Origin of the sequence: Ottowia cancrivicina, from assembly GCF_029813755.1 — a bacterium.
Lineage (GTDB): Bacteria > Pseudomonadota > Gammaproteobacteria > Burkholderiales > Burkholderiaceae_C > Ottowia > Ottowia massiliensis.
In genome coordinates this window covers 17,318-33,606 of the sequence record NZ_JARVII010000004.1, presented here as the reverse complement: position 1 = coordinate 33,606, position 16,289 = coordinate 17,318, and the positions used below count along the sequence as shown (strand labels likewise).

The following is a 16,289-nucleotide window of genomic DNA, read 5'->3' as shown; positions in this document are numbered from 1 at the left end:
ACGCCCCGCAAGCGGCCTCAGCCGCTGAAAGAAAAACGGCGCGCCAGATGGCGCGCCGTTTTTGTTTGCTGTGGATGAGGCCGGGGGCGCCTTCAGCCTGCCTTGCGGCGCAGCGCCAGCGCCAGCAGCAGCGCTGTGCAGAAGGCAAACCACATGAAGGACCAATTGGCGATGCTGCCGCCCAGCAGCGTCCAGTCCACGGCGGCGCAGTCGCCGCTGCCTTTGAAGATGGATGGCAGCAGACGGCCAATGGGCATGGATTCGATCATGCCGTAGAGGTCGCCTCGCCCGCATGCGGAAAACGCGGGCGGATTCCATTGCAGCCAGCTTTGCCGTCCGCCCGTGAAAGCGCCCAGCACGGCAAACAGCAGCGCCAGCACGCCAAAGCCGCGCTGCCAGCCGCCCGGCTTGCAAGCCGCCGCCAGGGCGCTGAACACCGCCACGGCAATCAGCGCCTCGCGCTGCACGATGCACATGGGGCACGGTTGCAGGCCCACCATGCCCTGGAGGTAGAGCACGCCAAAGGCCAGCATGCCCAGGCAGGTGGCGCTGATGGCCAGGTAAAGGCGGCGCGGAGCGGCGAGGATTTGTCGGATGAGGTTCATGGTCATTCAAAGCGAGTGTGAAGCGTGGCGTTTGGAGCGGGGGCCTGGCAGCGGGTTCCGCCAGCCTGGCTGGTGCGGCGCTTGCGTTTGCCCATCGCAGCCTTCTGCTCGGCCCTCCGCCATCTCAAGCTTGCGCGCACCAGACAAGGCAAACCGAACTTGTCGAAAAGAGGCGTCTTTTTGCTCTTTTAATCACGCATAAAAGAGCGGAATCAGGCGTGTAAACAGAACGGGAACGCAAGCTCAAGGAGCGCGGGAGGTTTTCTGAATAGGCGCTCACGCTCCTTCGCGGCTGGCGCGCTTGCGTTCGTGCTCTTTGAGGTGGCGCTTGCGCAGGCGGATGCTTTTGGGGGTGATTTCGACGAGTTCGTCGTCTTCGATGAATTCCACGCCGTATTCCAGCGTCAGCTCGATGGGGGGCGTGACTTTGATGGCGTCTTCCTTGCCGCTGACGCGGAAGTTTGTGAGCTGCTTGGTGCGCGTGGCGTTGACGACGATGTCGTTGTCGCGGTTGTGAATGCCCACGATCATGCCTTCATAGACCGGGTCGCCCGCTTTCACGAACATGCGGCCCCGGTCATCGAGCTTGCCCAGGGCGTAGGTGAAGATTTCGCCGTCGTCCATGCTGATGAGCACGCCGTTTTTGCGGCCGCCCACATCGCCCTTGAAGGGTTCGTAGCCGTCGAAGATGTTGGAAATCAGCCCGCTGCCGCGCGTGAGGTTGAGAAATTCGTTGGAAAAGCCAATGAGGCCGCGCGCCGGTATGCGGTATTCCAGCCGCACGCGGCCGCGCCCGTCCGGCTCCATGTTCACCAGCTCGCCCTTGCGCTCGCCCAGCGCCTGCATCACGCCGCCCTGGTGACCTTCTTCCACGTCGGCGGTGACCAGCTCAATGGGTTCGCACTTTTGCCCGTCTATTTCGCGAAAGACCACGCGCGGCTTGCTCACGGCCAGCTCGTAGCCTTCGCGGCGCATGTTTTCCAGCAGGATGGTCAGGTGCAGCTCGCCCCGGCCCGAGACTTCAAACACGCCGTCTTCGGCCGTTTCCCGCACGCGCAGGGCCACGTTGCTTTGCAGCTCTTTTTGCAGGCGGTCCCAGATTTGGCGGCTGGTGACGTATTTGCCTTCGCGCCCGGCCAGCGGGCTGGTGTTGACGCAAAAGTTCATGGTCAGCGTCGGCTCGTCAATCTTGAGCATGGGCAGCGGCTGCGGGCTGGCCGGGTCGGTGACGGTGGCGCCAATGTTGATGTCTTCAATGCCGTTGATGAGCACGATGTCGCCCGGGTAGGCCTCTTTCACCTGCACGCGGTCCAGCCCCTCGAAGGTGAGCACCTGGTTCACGCGGCCCTTGGTTTGCCTGCCTTGCGGGCCTTCCATGACCAGCACGTCCATGCCCGCCCGGATGGTGCCCGCGTTCACGCGGCCCACGCCAATGCGGCCCACGAACGTGGAATAGTCCAGCGCCGAAATTTGCAGTTGCAGCGGCGCGTTGCGGTCGCCTTCGTGCGGCGGCACGTGCTTGAGGATGGTCTCGAATAGCGCCGTCATGTCCGGCCCCCACTGCTCGCCGGGCGCGCCTTCTTCCAGAGAAGACCAGCCGTTGATGCCGCTGGCATACACCACGGGAAAGTCCAGCTGCTCGTCCGTGGCGCCCAGCTTGTCGAACAGGTCGAATGCGGCGTTGATCACCTTGTCCGGGTCGGCGCCGGGCTTGTCCACCTTGTTGACTACCACGATGGGTTTAAGCCCCAGCGCCAGCGCCTTTTTGGTGACAAAGCGCGTTTGCGGCATGGGGCCTTCCTGCGCGTCGATGAGCAGCAGCACGCCATCGACCATGCTCAGGGCGCGCTCCACCTCGCCGCCAAAGTCCGCGTGGCCGGGCGTATCGACGATGTTGATGTGCGTGCCCCGCCAGGAAACGGCGCAGTTCTTGGCCAGGATGGTGATGCCCCGCTCGCGCTCGATGGCGTTGCTGTCCATCACGGTATCCACCACTTTTTCGTGGTCGGCAAAAGTGCCGGATTGGCGCAGCAATTGATCAACCATGGTGGTTTTGCCGTGGTCCACGTGGGCGATGATGGCGATATTGCGAATTTGGGAAGACATGAATCAGAACTCAATCAAAAGAAAATAAAGCGGCGATGGGACGAAAAAATAAATCAGAAATCAGGCGCGCCCCGCCGGAATGAAAAACAAAAAACGGATCCATCATGCCCGCGCTTGCCGCGATCCACATGAAGAAAATAGGCGATATGGCGAATGATGCGAAGCATGAAAATCTCTTTGTAAAAATCAAATCAGCCGCTGGTAAATCGCCAAATCGGTTGGGCTGAAACAGCAGAACATGATTTCGTCCAATTGCCCCAGCGCCGGATGGGCGCGGACGGCCTGAAGGGCGATTTCGGCGGCCGCTTCTTTCGGATAGCCATAAACGCCGGTGCTGATGCACGGAAAAGCCAGGGTTTTGAGGCCGTGCTGCGCGGCCAAATCAAGGCAGTGCGTGTAGCAGCTGTGCAGTTTTTGCGCCTCGCCCGCATGGCCGCCATGCCAGACTGGCCCCACGGTGTGGATGACGTGGCGGCACGGCAGGCCGTAAGCGCCGGTGATGCGGGCCTGCCCCGTGGGGCAGCCGCCCAGCTGGCGGCACTCTTGCAGCAATTCAAGCCCGGCGGCGCGGTGAATGGCCCCATCCACCCCGCCGCCGCCCAGCAGCGACGAATTGGCGGCATTCACAATGGCATCCACGGCCAGCGTGGTGATATCGGCCTGGAGGGCAAAAAGTCGGGTCATGGCTCAACCTTTAACACGACATGTCCGAAGCGTTACCAGCCACCACTGCACCATTGCGACTCGCAAGGAACGCCATCATTGTCACTGTCCATCTTTGTGCCCGGGCAATGATTGATAAAAAACTTGGCTTCTTCACACGAAGTCATCTGCGAACAATGTGTGCGGCCATCACACCGATAGACGGACGAAGTGGCTTGCACAGGGACTACGGGAGTGCTGCTCGACATCTGGCGCAGTTCTTGCCGATGCTGCCTTTCGCTCCATTCTCTCTTCATATACTGGTAAGCCACGGCAGTGCCAATCACCAGCAGCACAACCCAAAACACGTTTCCAGGCCAAGACGTTGATTCCCTGGCTTTCGAGTGTCTTCTTCGCGCATGAAGCTGCTTGTCCGCTTTGTCAGATCGAGCCTTGGGTCTATCCGGACAAAACAGGTTTTTGGCCTTCTTCTTGCCTTTTTCGCCAGTCACCACCTCAAACGACACACGCTCGCCCACCGTCGGCCGCCGCCCGTCCTTAGGGAACTCGGAGATATGCACAAAAACTTCTGCATCATCGTTGCCAAAAGCTTTGAGAAAGCCAAAGCCTCGATCATCGTTCCAGCGGGAAACAACACCTTCAAATCGCATCACGTTCTCCTTGTTGCGCCAGCATCTGCTTTACTTCCATCGGGCTGAGCAAACGCACCGCAATCAACTCCCCTGTCTTGACTTGTGCCGTGCCCAGCAGGGCGCGGGGTTGCTTGCCGAACACGGCCACTTGCGGCGCATCGGGCCAGGGGCCGCGGCGGCGCAGGCCGGTCAAGAAGCGGGCGGCGTCGTCATGGCCGAGGGTGATGGCGGCAAAGCCGGGCAGCAGGGCTTGCACGGGCAGCAGGGCAGCGAGGCGCTGGTCTTCGGGCAGGGCTTGCAGCGCTTCCAGCGTGATGCACTGCGCGAGCGTGAACGGGCCGGTGGCGGTGCGGCGCAGGGCCGTCAGGTGGCCGCCGCAGCCCAGGGCGGCGCCGATGTCTTCGCCCAGGGTGCGGATGTAGGCGCCTTTGCTGCATGTCACTTCCATTTCAATGGCGGCCCGGCCTTGTTCATCCAGCGACAGGGCCAGGTTCAAGGCATGCACTTGCACTTCGCGCGCGGCGCGCTCCACTTGCACGCCCGCGCGGGCGTATTCGTAAAGCGGCTTGCCGTCTTTTTTCAGCGCGCTGTGCATGGGGGGCACTTGGGCGATGCGGCCCAGAAAGCGCTGGCGCACGGCTTCGAGCTGCGCTGGCGTGATGGCGGGCACGGGGCGGCGGGCGGTGATTTCGCCTTCGGCGTCGCCCGTGGTGGTGGTGAGGCCCAGGCGCAGCGTGGCGGCGTAGGACTTGTCGGCGTCCAGATGCCCGGCGCTGAATTTGGTGGCTGCGCCAAAGCACAGGGGCAGCACGCCGCTGGCCAGAGGATCCAGCGTGCCGGTGTGGCCGGCTTTTTCGGCGCGCAGCAGCCATTTGGCTTTTTGCAGCGCCTGGTTGCTGGACAGGCCCAGCGGTTTGTCAAGCAGCAGCACCCCGTGCACGGGACGCCGCTGCACCCGTGCGCGTGGGGCGGCGGTCATGGCGTGTCGTCTTCCTTGGAACGCGAGGCCACCGCCTTGGCGATGAGGGCGTTCAGATCGGCCGCGTGTTCGGTGGTGCGGTCAAAAATGAAATGCAGCGTGGGCACGGTGTGGATGTGCAGGCGCTTGAAGAGCAGGTTGCGCAGGTGGCCGGCAGCGTGGTTGAGGGCGTCTTGCGTTTGCTGGGCGTCGCCGGTGAGCAGGCTGAAATAGACCTTGGCGTGGGCGTAGTCGGGCGTGATTTCGACGGCGTTGAGCGTGAGCATGCCAATGCGCGGGTCTTTGACTTCGCGCGCGATCAGCTCGGCCAGGTCGCGCTGAATCTGGTCGGCGATGCGAAAACTGCGGTTGGGTGTGGAGTGTTTCCGGTGCATGGCTGTATGCGCGTGGCGGGCGCGTTAAAAGTCAAAGGGCAAGAAGGCAAGCGCTTCAGCCTGTTTGCGGCCTGGCTGCGGGCTGATTATTTGAGAGTGGCTGCCGTACGTTCTCTGATCGCTGCCGCCGTGCATTTTCAAAGGCTGGCGCCGGTTTCCAGCCTGCTTCAGGGCGGACAGATTCCGGCCTGGAATCCCTTCAGGGTCTGTCCGTGGGCGCAAAAGCGCAAACCGGATACGGCCTTGCGCGCAGCACTCTGTTTTTGAGAGCAAATTCAGGGCCTTGAAAATGCCTCCATCGCACAGTTTTATAGGACTCAACACTATCAAACTGGTAGCGAAATAAACGATGGTTTCCAAGGCAAGGGCAGCTGCAAGAACCGGTGCACGGGCGGATTCTGGACAGGTTCTTACAGCGTGCGCGCGATTTCCTTGATTTCAAAGAATTCGAGCTGGTCGCCTTCGCGGATGTCGTTGTAGTTCTTGAGCTTGATGCCGCACTCGAAGCCTTCCTTGACTTCGCGCACGTCGTCTTTCATGCGCTTGAGCGATTCAAGCTCGCCGGTGTAGATCACCACGTGGTCGCGCAGCAGGCGGAAGTGGGCGTCGCGCCGCACCACGCCGCTGGTGACGTAGGAGCCGGCCACGGTGCCGATCTTGGAGGCCACGAACACGGTGCGGATTTCGGCGGAGCCGATGACTTCTTCCTTCTGCTCGGGCGCGAGCATGCCGCTCATGGCGGCTTTCAGGTCGTCCACCGCGTCGTAGATGATGTTGTAGTAGCGGATTTCGACGTCGTTGGCCTCGGCCAGCTTGCGCGCGCCCGCTTCGGCGCGGACGTTGAAGCCCAGCACGATGGCGTTGGAGGCAATGGCCAGGTTCACATCGCTTTCGCTGATGCCGCCCACGGCGGCATAGACCACCTGCACTTTGACTTCATCCGTGCTGAGCTTGAGCAGCGAGGCGGACAGCGCTTCCTGCGAGCCTTGCACGTCGGCCTTGATGATGATGGGCAGCTGCTTGACTTCATCAGCCGACATGTCGGCGAACACGTTTTCCAGCTTGGCCGCCTGCTGCCGCGCGAGCTTGGTGTTGCGGAACTTGCCGGCGCGGTAGGTGGCGATTTCACGGGCGCGGCGCTCATCGGCCAGCACCATGAATTCGTCGCCAGCCTGCGGCACGTCGGCCAGGCCCTGGATTTCGACCGGGATGGAGGGACCCGCTTCTTTGACGGGCTTGCCGTCTTCATTCAGCATGGCGCGCACGCGGCCGGAGGTTTGGCCGGCCAGCACCACGTCGCCCACTTTCAGCGTGCCGGACTGCACGAGGACCGAGGCCACGGGACCACGGCCTTTGTCAAGCCGCGCTTCGATCACCAGGCCCTTGGCGGCGGCGTCCACCGGGGCCTTGAGTTCCAGCACGTCGGCTTGCAGCAGCACGTTTTCGAGCAGGTCGTCAATGCCCATGCCGGTTTTGCTGGATACGGCAATGAAGGGCGAGTCACCGCCGTAGCTTTCGGGCACGACTTCTTCGGCCACGAGTTCGCTGGTCACGCGCTCCACATTGGCTTCGGGCTTGTCGGCCTTGGTCAGCGCCACGACGATGGGCACGCCCGCCGCCTTGGCATGCTTGATGGCTTCGCGCGTTTGCGGCATCACGCCGTCGTCGGCGGCCACCACCAGGATCACGATGTCGGTGGCCTGCGCACCGCGTGCGCGCATGGCCGTGAAGGCTTCGTGGCCGGGCGTGTCCAGGAAAGTGACGATGCCGCGCGGCGTCTTGACGTGGTAGGCGCCAATGTGCTGGGTGATGCCGCCCGCTTCGCTGGCGGCCACCTTGGCGCGGCGGATGTAGTCAAGCAGCGAGGTCTTGCCGTGGTCCACGTGGCCCATGACGGTGACCACGGGCGCACGCGGCAGGGCCTCGGCGGACTGGGCCTGCACTTCTTCGTCGGTGAAGGCCTCGGGGTCGTCCAGCGCGGCCACCACGGCGGTGTGGCCCATTTCTTCGACGACGATCATGGCCGTGTCCTGGTCGAGCGGCTGGTTGATGGTGACCATCTGGCCCATCTTCATCAGCGTCTTGATGACTTCGGATGCCTTGACGGCCATCTTGTGCGCCAGCTCGGCCACGGAGATGGTTTCCGGCACATGCACTTCCAGCACGCGATGCTCTGCGGGCGCTGCTTGGGCGGCCTGCTGGCTGTCGCGTTCGCTGCGGCGGCTTTTTGGGCCGCTACGCCAGTTGTTGCGGCCCACGCCGCCGGAAGCATCGCCGCGCGTGGGAATGCCTTTTTTCTTGCCAGGCTCGCCCGCCCAGCTGGAGGACAGCTTGGCGGATTTGACTTCCTTGCTGCCGCCTGCGGGCGCGCTGCCCTGACGGGCCGCGCTGACGCCGCCTGTCTTGGCAGGCTTGCCGCCGTCTTTGGACGCTTCAGCCGCTTTCTTGGCGCTTTCAGGCTTCTTGGCCACCAGCACTTTGCGCGGCTTGTTCATCATGCTGCGAATGGCTTCGGCTTCAGCCATGGCCTTGCGGCGGCGCTCTTCCTGCTCGCGCTGGCGGGCGGCTTCTTCTTCCGGGCTGGGCTTGGCGGGTTCTGCTACTGCGGCGGGCGCTGTAGCAGATGAAGAGACAGGCTTGGCCGCGCCGCCTGTTGCAGCCTTCCGGGCCGCAGGAGCGGCGGTTCCCTTGGCCGGAGCAGACCCGGAAGCGGGCGCAGCGGAGGAGACGGTTTCGGGAGCGGCCTCGGGTTCAGCCGTCTTGGGCGGCTTGGTCTGGGTTGCGGCGGGCGCGGAGGGCGGCACGGAATCTGCAGCTGACGCTTGCGGCGCAGGCGCTTGAGGAGCGGCCGGCGTTTCTTGCGGCTTGGTTTCTTCGGGGGCAGGCTGGGCGGCTTCAGCCTGACGGCGTGCGTCCTGCTCTTCACGCAAACGGCGTTTTTCGGCGGCTTCGGCTTCCTGGCGGCGCAGCAGCTCGGCGTGGCGGCGCGCTTCTTCCTCGCGGCGGGCGGCTTCAGCCGCGCCAATCACTGGCGACGCAGGAGCTGCGACCGCAGACGCAGCAGGTCTGGCAGCCTCGGCAGCAGGGGAGGGCGAAGGCGTTTGGGGCGCGGCGGCCGGCTCGTCATCGCGCTTGATGAAGGTGCGTTTTTTGCGCACTTCCACCTGAATGGTGCGGGCTTTGCCGGTGGCGTCAGCCTGCTTGATTTCGCTGGTGGTTTTCTTGGTCAGCGTGATTTTCTTGCGGGCGGGCGCGACGGTGCCGTGGCTGGTTTGCAGATGGTCCAGCAGCTTTTTCTTGTCCGTTTCGGTCAGGACGTCGCCGCCCGAGGATTTTTTGACTCCGGCCGCCTGCAATTGCTCCAGCAGCTTGCCCACGGAGCGTTTGAGTTCATTCGCCAATTCAGCGACTGTGATGTTCGACATATTCTGTGACTGCCTCCATGCCCGTTACGCTTCATCGCTGAACCAGTGCTCACGCGCCTTCATGATGAGGGCGCGGGCTTCGTCCTCCGTCTGGCCGGTGATGTCGGTGAGTTCGTCTACGGCCAGATCGGCCAGATCGTCGCGCGTGCGCACGCCCGCTTCGGCCAGCGCGGCCAGCAGCTCGGCGTCCATGCCTTCTAGCCCGCGCAGGTCTTCGGCCACGGCCTCCACCTTTTCCTCGCGCGCGATTTCAAGGGTCAGCAGCGCGTCTTTGGCGCGGGCGCGCAGCTCATTGACGGTGTCTTCATCGAAGGCTTCAATATCCAGCATCTCCTGCAAGGGCACGTAGGCCACTTCTTCCAGGTTGGTGAAGCCTTCCTCGATCAGGATGTCGGCGATTTCCTCGTCCACATCCAGCTTTTCCATGAACAGCTGGCGGATGGAGCCGGTTTCGGCCGCCTGCTTTTCGGCGGATTCGGCGGCGTCCATGATGTTGATTTTCCAGCCCGTGAGTTCGGAAGCCAGGCGCACGTTCTGGCCGCCCCGGCCAATGGCGATGGCCAGGTTTTCCTCGTCCACCACCACGTCCATCGCGTGCTTTTCCTCGTCCACCACGATGGAAGAAACATTGGCCGGAGCCAGCGCGCCGATGACGAACTGCGCCGGGTCTTCGCTCCACAGCACGATGTCCACGCGCTCGCCGGCCAGCTCGTTGGTCACGGCCGTCACGCGCGAGCCGCGCACGCCCACGCAGGTGCCGATGGGGTCAATGCGCTTGTCGTGGCTCACCACGGCAATCTTGGCGCGGCTTCCGGGGTCGCGCGCGCAGCTCTTGATTTCCAGCAGCCCCTGTTCGATTTCGGGCACTTCCTGGCGGAACAGCTCCACCATGAATTCAGGCGCGGCGCGGGAAAGCAGAATGGGCGCGCCGCGCAGCGTCAGGTCCACTTCCATGATCATGGCGCGCACGCGGTCACCATTGCGCAGGTTTTCCTTCGGAATCATCTCGCTGCGGCGAAGGCGCCCTTCCACCCGGCCGGATTCGACCAGGATGTCGCCCTTGTCCATGCGCTTGACGGTGCCGGAAAAAATCTTCTCGCCCCGGCTCATGAAGTCGTTGAGCAGCATCTCGCGCTCGGCGTCGCGGATTTTTTGCAGGATGACCTGCTTGGCCGCCATCGCGCCAATGCGGCCGATGGAGACGGACTCCACAGGCTCCTCGATGTATTCGCCAACCTCGATGTCAGGAATCTGCTCGCGCGCCTCGAATTGCAGGATTTCCTGATCAGGCAATTGCAAGCCCGCTTCATCCGGCACCACGTGCCAGCGGCGGAAGGTTTCGTAGTCGCCCGTTTCGCGGTTGATGGCCACGCGCATGTCCACATCGCCCTCGTACAGCTTTTTGGCGGCCTGTGCCAGCGCAGCTTCCACCGCGCCAAACACCACGTCGCGATCCACGTTTTTCTCGCGCGAGATGGCTTCCACCAGCATCAACAGTTCACGGTTCATGATTCATCCCCAGTCCTTGGGCGCTTGCCCTTGAAATCCACCACCGGAGCCAGCCGCGCCTCGCGCAGCTCCTCCAGCGCAAAACCCATCACGTTCAACGGCAGCGCCGCCAGTTTCCTGGCGCTCACGCGCTGGCCCGGCTTGGCGGGCGCCGGTTCGTCGCGCCACGCAATTTGCCAGCCGCCGCTTTCGGCGCGTTGCAGCTGGCCGCGAAAGCGCTTGCGATTGGCGCTGATCTGCCCTGTGGCGGCTGCGCCGATGGGCGCTTTCAGCGTCAGGTCCACCATTTCCCCCTCAAACCGCTCGAAATCCGCCGCATTGCGCAGCAGCCGGTCGATGCCGGGCGAAGACACTTCCAGCCGCCTGTAATCCACGCCTTCCACTTCCAGCGTGAATTGCAGCTGGCGCGTCACGCGCTCGCAGTCATCCACCGTCACGGGCGGCGCAGGCGGCTGCCCTGGCGCCCAGGGAAAGTCGATCGTCACCCGCAGCAGTCCGCCTGCGGAGCGCTCCAGCTCCACCAGCTCATAGCCAAGGCCGCTGACGGTGTCTTCAATGGTCTGATGCAGTGTCACGCCTGAGAACGAAAAAGCAAAAAAAATGGGCGGTTGGTGCAACCGCCCTTTTTTGGTCGTTGTAAGAGCGCGGATTATAGCGCAAAGCTTTGTAAAAACCGCGCTGCGGCTTGCGCGATTTCAGGTGCTGATCGCCCGCAAGTCCTGATGAAACGGGCGCTGGCAGCTATCTTTTCAGGAGCTAAAGCGGCTGGGTTGCAAACGGCTCCGAACTTGCTCAGAGTCTTTTGAGAGGCATGGCCAAGAAAGAAAGGGATGGTCTGCAAAACCCAGGCTAACGCGGCCGTTGTCGATTGATATTCCAGATGACGAGATTTTTCGGCCTTCAAAGGGTGAATCCAGGCGAGATTCAGTTTCGCTTGTGTCCGCTGCTCTGGCAGGCCCTGCGATAATTTCACCCGACCCGCGCCCGCCGTGTTTTTACTTGGCGGGCGCTTTTCCATCCGCTCAACACACAAGGAACCGCCATGGCCGAGCAGCAACAAGAACCCGTTTTCCAGATTCAGCGCGTCTATCTGAAAGAAGCCTCGCTGGAGCAGCCCAACTCCCCCGCCATCTTGCTGGAGCAGGAAGCGCCCACGGTGGATATCCAGCTGCAAATCAGCTCCGAAAACGTGGCCGATGGCATTTATGAAACCGCCGTCACCGCCACCGTGCAAACCAAGATCAAGGACAAAACCGTGTTCCTGGCCGAGTGCCGCCAGGCCGCCATCTTTGAAATCCGCAACCTGCCCGAAGACCAGATGGGGCCTGTGCTCGGCATCGCCTGCCCGCAAATCGTCTATCCCTACCTGCGCGGCAATCTGGCTGACCTGATCACCCGCGCGGGCTTTCCGCCCGTGCATCTGGCAGAAATCAACTTCCAGGCCATGTACGAGCAGCAGCAGGCCCAGCAGCAAGAAGGCGGCGATGCCTCCGCCGCGCCCGCTGCTCCTGCCGCGCAGTAATCAAGGCCGCCCCGGCAAAAGCCGCGCCGCATGCTGCCCGTGCCGCGCGGCTTTTTCATGCCCTGGCGCAAGGCGCGCGAAATGCACAATCCGCCCGCTCCGCCTGGCCGCCAACGCCAGCGGCGGCCAACGCCGTTTCCGCCCCCTCAAATCCGCCCCTTTTTCTGATGCCACCTCGTTCGCCCGCCCCGGCTATCGCCCGCCCGCGCCCTGAGCTGCTTGCACTGTGCGGCCTGCTGCACAACCTGCCGGGCCGCGCGTCATGAACATCGCCATCTACGGCGCAGGCGCATGGGGCACGGCCTTGGCCATCAGCGCCAGCCGCAGCGGCCACGCCGTGCAGCTGTGGGCGCGCAGCAGCGGGCAGGCGAGCGCCATGCAGGCCGCACGCGAAAACGCCCGCTACCTGCCCGGCTGCGCGCTGCCGCCCGCGTTGCAAGTGCGCGCGGGCGATGCCACCTGTCTGGCTGAACATCTGGCGGCCTGTCTCGCCGCGCGCTCCGCCCTAGCCGCGCCGGAGCCGGAAACCGCGCCTGATCTGCTGGTCATCGCCACCCCCACCGCCGCCTTGCGCGGCACGCTGGCCGCCTTGCGCCACAGCCCTGCGCCCGTAGCCTGGCTTTGCAAAGGCTTTGAAGCGCCGCGAGCGCCTGATGCCTGCGGCCTGCTGCCGCATGAAGTGCAGCGCCAGGCCGCCCCCGCCTTGCTGGCCGGCGCCCTGAGCGGCCCCAGCTTCGCGCAAGAAGTGGCGCGCGGCCTGCCTGCCGCCCTCGTGGCCGCCAGCGCCCATGCCAGCGTGCGGCAGGCGCTGGTGCAAGCCTTTCACGGCCCCGCCCTGCGCGTGTACGCCAATGACGATTTGCCCGGCGTGGAAGTGGGCGGCGCGGTCAAAAACGTGCTCGCCATCGCCACCGGCCTGGCCGACGGCCTGCAACTGGGCCTGAACGCGCGCGCCGCGCTCATCACGCGCGGGCTGGCCGAAATCACGCGCCTGGGCCTGGCGCTGGGCGCGCGCGCCGACACCTTCATGGGCCTGTCGGGCCTGGGCGATCTGGTGCTCACCGCCACGGGCGATTTGAGCCGCAACCGCCAGATTGGCCTGCGGCTGGCGGCGGGCCAGTCCCTGCCCGAAGCCGTGCAGTCCCTGGGCCACGTGGCCGAAGGCGTCTATAGCGCCCGCACCGTCTGGCAGCGCGCCCAGTCGCTGGGCGTGCCCATGCCCATCACCGAATGCGTGGTGGCCCTGCTTGATGGCCGCCTGCGCCCGGCCGATGCGGTGGCCGCCCTCATGAGCCGCCTGCCGCGCAGCGAGCCGGTGTGAGCGTCTGCCCCAAAGTCTGTCTGCGCTTTCGCGCCTGCGTACAGGCATTGGTGGCTTCTATTTAGCTCCTCTATCCATAGCATGAGGTCCTAGTGGAATGTGTGCAAGAGCGGTATTTCGACCCCCTAGATTCGCTCCTGTTTCTGATGTTTTCCGGCCTGCGCCGGAGCCTGTCTGCGGGCTGGCTGCAAGGCGCTGGCGAAGTTCACGCCGCGAAGTGGTCAAAGCCGCGCGCTTCGGCGGGCAAGGGGCGCAGTGCGCCGCTGGCCGCGCGCAGGAAGATGGATGCGGGCGCGGCGGCTTCGGCCCGTGTGACGCGGCCTGCGCGCGTCACGGGCGTTTGCGCCGCTGCGGCGGCGGCCAGCACGGCCTGGCGGGCGCCGGGCGCGGCGGTAAATAGCAGCTCGTAGTCATCGCCGCCCGCCAGCGCGGCTTGCAAGCGGGCCGCCGCGTCCAGCGCGCTTTTGCCGCATGCGGGCTGCGCTTCTTGCTCCTCCTGTGCCTCTTGCGCCCAGGGCGCCGTCAGGCCGATGAGCGCTTGCTCGTCCAGCTCTGCGCCCAGCGGCTGGCCTGCCGCCTGGCTGCTGGCTTGCAGAACGTGGGGCAGATCGCCCGCCAGGCCGTCGCTGAGGTCGATGGCGCTGCGGGCCACGCCGCGCAGCGCCAGGCCCAGCGCCACGCGCGGCGCGGGGCGCTCCAGCCGCTGGCGCGCGGCGGCCAGCGTGGCGGGCGGCAGGGTGATCCGGCCTTGCAGGGCGTGCAGCGCCAGGCGGGCTGCGCCCAGGCTGCCGCTGATCCAGATGTCGTCTCCGGCTCTTGCGCCCGCGCGCGTGAGCGCCTGCCCGCGCGGCGTTTGCCCGAAGATGGTGATGCACACGTTGAGCGGCCCGCGCGTGGTGTCGCCGCCCACCAGCGGGCAGCCGTGCCCGCCCGCCAGCGCCAGCAGCCCCTGGCTGAAGGCGGCCAGCCAGGCGTGATCGGCCTGCGGCAGCGCCAGCGCCAGCGTGAAGGCCAGCGGCTGCGCGCCCATGGCCGCCAGGTCTGACAGGTTCACGGCCAGCGCCTTGTGGCCCAGCGCGGCAGGGTCGGCGTCTTCAAAAAAATGGCGGCCCGCCACCAGCATGTCGCTGGAGACGGCCAGCAGCATGCCCGGCTGCGGCGCGAGCAGGGCCGCGTCGTCGCCAATGCCCAGCTCTACGCCGCCGCCAGACGGTGCAGGCGGCGCAGACGGCAGGAAGTAGCGGCGGATCAGGTCGAATTCGCCGCAGGGGCGCGGGGCATGGGCGGCAGGCGCGGCGGCGGACGTGGCGGCAGGCATGGCGGCAAGGGGCGTGAATGGGCGCAGGCGGCTTTCAGCGCGCGGCGGCGAAGCCTTCGGCCAGCGCCTGCGTGATGTGCGCTGCGGGGGCGCTGCGGCAGGCGCTGGCGTTTTCGCCGCACCAGAAGAATGAGAAATCGGCGCGGCCCTGCTTTTCAGCGGCGGCGCGCAGCCAGGCGGCGGCGGGCGCGGCCAGTGGAAAGGCGGGCGCGGCGGGGTTCAGCGGCCCCAGCTCGCGCGTCAGGCGGTTGGGCAGGCCGCGCGCGGGGCGGCCCGTCATCAGCGTGGTCAGTGCGGTGTGCGCCTGCCCGCTGGCGGCGGCGGCCAGCAAGGCGGCGCGGTACAGGGGCGAAGTGGCGGCCTCATCCGCGCACAGGTAGGCCGTGCCCGCCTGCACGCCCGCCGCGCCCAGCGCCAGGGCGGCGCGCACGCCCGCCGCCGTGGCAATGCCGCCCGCGGCAATCACCGGCACGCGCACGGCGGCCACCACTTGCGGCAGCAGGGCGAAAAGGCCGGCCTGCCGCGTCAGATCGTCAGACAGAAAGTGCCCCCGGTGGCCGCCCGCTTCCAGCCCCTGGGCGATGATGGCGTCGGCCCCGTGCGCTTGCAGCCACAGCGCTTCTTCAACCGTGGTGGCGCTGGAGAGCACGAAAGCGCCCGCGCGCTTGATGCGTTCCAGCGCCTGCGGCGCAGGCAGCCCGAAGTGAAAGCTCACCACCGGCGGCCTGAATTCGGCCACCAGCGCGGCGGCTTCGTCGTCAAACGGCTGGCGGCCCGGGCCGGATGGAATGTGCGCCGCATCCAGCCCCAGCTCGTCGAAATACGGCTTGAGCAGCGCATGCCAGGCGGCCTGCCTTGGGGCGTCAGGCTGCGGCGCGGCGTGGCAGAAGAAGTTGGCGTTCCACGGCAGGCCGCTGCCCCGCATGGCCTGCATTTCTTCACGCAGCCTGGCTGGCGGCAGGGCTGCCGCCGGCAGCGAACCCAGCCCGCCCGCGCGGCTGACGGCCAGCGCCAGCGCGCTGCCTTGCGCGCCCGCCAGCGGGGCCTGAATGAGGGGGTAGCGGATGTTCAGCCGGGTGTTCAGCGGTGTGGCGGGCATGGCTTTTTCTTCTCTCCAGTCAATGGGGCGCAAGCGGAGCTAAGCGAAGGGCGGCATTGTGGCGGAAGGGGCGCAGCGGGCGCGCCGCATCAGAATTCACTAGGACATGATGCTATTGATAGAGTAGCGAAACTGAAGGCTACGGCGCTTTGCCCCTTCATCCGCTCGCCCGGCCCGGCGGGCGGAGGCCGTCTCTATCATCCTTGGCCTTTTTGCAAGGAGAGATGTGACATGACCGCCCCGGAAATCGTGCTGCCCGTGCTGTTCACGGATGAGGATGGGCGCGCCCGCTGGAGAGAGCAGGCCGTCAGCCTGCGGGCGGACTCGCCGCAAGTCTGGCTTTCGGCGCTGGCGGCGGCCAGCGGCGTGCAGTGGCGCGAAAGCCCGGTGGGCTTTGCCAGCGGCTTTCACTGCACCACGCAGCCGCAGTGGCTGGTGGTGCTGCAAGGCGTGATGGAGATTGGTCTGCGCGACGGCTCATGGCGGCGCTTCGGGCCAGGCGAATGCTTTTATTCCGGCGACACGCTGCCGCCCGGCGCCGCGTTTGACGAAACGCTGCACGGCCACCGCAGCCGCCAAAGCGGCAGCGAGCCGCTGCGCACGCTGTTCGTGCGCGGGCCGCTGGCGTGATGAGGGCTGTTTTTGCTCCCTGATTGATAGCATGAGGTCCTGGTGGAAAGGGCGCGGGAGCTGTTTTTCATCCTTTGAATTCGCTCTTCTTTTTGATGCGCTTTAT

General features: G+C 65.2%; 16 protein-coding genes. 4 read left to right on the top strand and 12 right to left on the bottom strand.

From position 1 onward, the window contains the following. Positions 1-92: 92 nt before the first annotated feature. The 6 genes from QB898_RS03220 to rbfA form a co-directional block, all read right to left on the bottom strand. Positions 93-605, bottom strand: coding sequence for a disulfide bond formation protein B (locus QB898_RS03220; protein ID WP_279523764.1), 513 nt, complete (start codon positions 603-605; stop codon positions 93-95). A gap of 276 nt (positions 606-881) precedes the next feature. Then, positions 882-2,711, bottom strand: a complete 1,830-nt coding sequence (gene typA, locus QB898_RS03215) for a translational GTPase TypA (RefSeq protein ID WP_279523763.1) — start codon at positions 2,709-2,711, stop codon at positions 882-884. A gap of 186 nt (positions 2,712-2,897) precedes the next feature. Continuing rightward, entirely contained in the window at positions 2,898-3,395 is a 498-nt protein-coding gene (locus QB898_RS03210; protein ID WP_279523762.1) for an O-acetyl-ADP-ribose deacetylase, read from the bottom strand. 32 nt (positions 3,396-3,427) lie between these two features. Next, complete coding sequence (locus tag QB898_RS03205; RefSeq protein WP_279523761.1) at positions 3,428-4,024, bottom strand: cold shock domain-containing protein; 597 nt, start codon at positions 4,022-4,024, stop codon at positions 3,428-3,430. Beyond that, positions 4,014-4,985 carry a tRNA pseudouridine(55) synthase TruB gene (gene truB, locus QB898_RS03200; RefSeq protein WP_050714768.1) on the bottom strand — a complete coding sequence of 324 codons (972 nt, stop codon included), beginning with the start codon at positions 4,983-4,985 and terminating at the stop codon, positions 4,014-4,016. The genes QB898_RS03205 and truB overlap by 11 nt, the downstream gene beginning before the upstream one ends. Next, positions 4,982-5,359, bottom strand: a complete 378-nt coding sequence (gene rbfA, locus QB898_RS03195) for a 30S ribosome-binding factor RbfA (protein ID WP_050714767.1) — start codon at positions 5,357-5,359, stop codon at positions 4,982-4,984. The genes truB and rbfA overlap by 4 nt, the downstream gene beginning before the upstream one ends. A 6-nt stretch (positions 5,360-5,365) precedes the next feature. Here rbfA and QB898_RS03190 point away from each other — a divergent pair, with 6 nt between their 5' ends. Beyond that, on the top strand, positions 5,366-5,626 hold the full coding sequence (locus QB898_RS03190; RefSeq protein WP_279523760.1) for a hypothetical protein: 261 nt from the start codon (positions 5,366-5,368) through the stop codon (positions 5,624-5,626). Positions 5,627-5,769: 143 nt separating this feature from the next. Here QB898_RS03190 and infB read toward each other — a convergent pair whose 3' ends face one another. The 4 genes from infB to QB898_RS03170 all read right to left on the bottom strand — a co-directional run bounded on the left by infB (position 5,770) and on the right by QB898_RS03170 (position 11,353). Beyond that, positions 5,770-8,784, bottom strand: a complete 3,015-nt coding sequence (gene infB / locus QB898_RS03185; protein ID WP_279523759.1) for a translation initiation factor IF-2 — start codon at positions 8,782-8,784, stop codon at positions 5,770-5,772. A gap of 24 nt (positions 8,785-8,808) precedes the next feature. Then, on the bottom strand, positions 8,809-10,293 hold the full coding sequence (nusA, locus tag QB898_RS03180; RefSeq protein ID WP_279523758.1) for a transcription termination factor NusA: 1,485 nt from the start codon (positions 10,291-10,293) through the stop codon (positions 8,809-8,811). Further along, a complete protein-coding gene (rimP, locus tag QB898_RS03175) occupies positions 10,290-10,868 on the bottom strand; it encodes a ribosome maturation factor RimP (protein WP_050716372.1) in 579 nt (192 codons plus the stop codon). The genes nusA and rimP overlap by 4 nt, the downstream gene beginning before the upstream one ends. A 74-nt stretch (positions 10,869-10,942) precedes the next feature. Continuing rightward, positions 10,943-11,353, bottom strand: a complete 411-nt coding sequence (locus QB898_RS03170) for a hypothetical protein (RefSeq protein WP_279523757.1) — start codon at positions 11,351-11,353, stop codon at positions 10,943-10,945. Between QB898_RS03170 and secB the strand changes: the two genes are divergently transcribed. Together secB and QB898_RS03160 are read left to right on the top strand one after the other, a co-directional pair. Next, positions 11,336-11,815, top strand: coding sequence for a protein-export chaperone SecB (gene secB, locus QB898_RS03165; protein WP_279523756.1), 480 nt, complete (start codon positions 11,336-11,338; stop codon positions 11,813-11,815). The two genes, QB898_RS03170 and secB, sit on opposite strands and share 18 nt — an antisense overlap. A gap of 262 nt (positions 11,816-12,077) precedes the next feature. Beyond that, on the top strand, positions 12,078-13,136 hold the full coding sequence (locus QB898_RS03160) for an NAD(P)H-dependent glycerol-3-phosphate dehydrogenase (RefSeq protein ID WP_279523755.1): 1,059 nt from the start codon (positions 12,078-12,080) through the stop codon (positions 13,134-13,136). Between the two features lie 205 nt (positions 13,137-13,341). Here QB898_RS03160 and thiL read toward each other — a convergent pair whose 3' ends face one another. Together thiL and QB898_RS03150 are read right to left on the bottom strand one after the other, a co-directional pair. Then, positions 13,342-14,454, bottom strand: coding sequence for a thiamine-phosphate kinase (gene thiL, locus QB898_RS03155; RefSeq protein WP_279523754.1), 1,113 nt, complete (start codon positions 14,452-14,454; stop codon positions 13,342-13,344). A gap of 34 nt (positions 14,455-14,488) precedes the next feature. Beyond that, positions 14,489-15,553, bottom strand: a complete 1,065-nt coding sequence (locus tag QB898_RS03150) for an NAD(P)H-dependent flavin oxidoreductase (protein WP_279523753.1) — start codon at positions 15,551-15,553, stop codon at positions 14,489-14,491. A 231-nt stretch (positions 15,554-15,784) separates the two neighbouring features. Here QB898_RS03150 and QB898_RS03145 point away from each other — a divergent pair, with 231 nt between their 5' ends. Further along, the gene (locus QB898_RS03145; RefSeq protein ID WP_050714760.1) at positions 15,785-16,183 is read left to right on the top strand and encodes a cupin domain-containing protein; all 399 of its coding nucleotides are present in this window, start codon (positions 15,785-15,787) and stop codon (positions 16,181-16,183) included. The last annotated feature ends 106 nt before the right edge of the window (positions 16,184-16,289 follow it).

Bases quoted from the DNA above. Each gene is read 5' to 3' on its own strand.
- typA (WP_279523763.1), bottom strand. From the start codon at position 2,711: ATGTCTTCCCAAATTCGCAATATCGCCATCATCGCCCACGTGGACCAC.
- QB898_RS03150 (WP_279523753.1), bottom strand. From the start codon at position 15,553: ATGCCCGCCACACCGCTGAACACCCGGCTGAACATCCGCTACCCCCTC.
- QB898_RS03190 (WP_279523760.1), top strand. From the start codon at position 5,366: ATGCGCGTGGCGGGCGCGTTAAAAGTCAAAGGGCAAGAAGGCAAGCGC.
- thiL (WP_279523754.1), bottom strand. From the start codon at position 14,454: ATGCCTGCCGCCACGTCCGCCGCCGCGCCTGCCGCCCATGCCCCGCGC.
- infB (WP_279523759.1), bottom strand. From the start codon at position 8,784: ATGTCGAACATCACAGTCGCTGAATTGGCGAATGAACTCAAACGCTCC.
- QB898_RS03220 (WP_279523764.1), bottom strand. From the start codon at position 605: ATGAACCTCATCCGACAAATCCTCGCCGCTCCGCGCCGCCTTTACCTG.
- QB898_RS03205 (WP_279523761.1), bottom strand. From the start codon at position 4,024: ATGCGATTTGAAGGTGTTGTTTCCCGCTGGAACGATGATCGAGGCTTT.
- QB898_RS03145 (WP_050714760.1), top strand. From the start codon at position 15,785: ATGACCGCCCCGGAAATCGTGCTGCCCGTGCTGTTCACGGATGAGGAT.
- QB898_RS03210 (WP_279523762.1), bottom strand. From the start codon at position 3,395: ATGACCCGACTTTTTGCCCTCCAGGCCGATATCACCACGCTGGCCGTG.
- nusA (WP_279523758.1), bottom strand. From the start codon at position 10,293: ATGAACCGTGAACTGTTGATGCTGGTGGAAGCCATCTCGCGCGAGAAA.
- rbfA (WP_050714767.1), bottom strand. From the start codon at position 5,359: ATGCACCGGAAACACTCCACACCCAACCGCAGTTTTCGCATCGCCGAC.
- truB (WP_050714768.1), bottom strand. From the start codon at position 4,985: ATGACCGCCGCCCCACGCGCACGGGTGCAGCGGCGTCCCGTGCACGGG.
- secB (WP_279523756.1), top strand. From the start codon at position 11,336: ATGGCCGAGCAGCAACAAGAACCCGTTTTCCAGATTCAGCGCGTCTAT.
- QB898_RS03160 (WP_279523755.1), top strand. From the start codon at position 12,078: ATGAACATCGCCATCTACGGCGCAGGCGCATGGGGCACGGCCTTGGCC.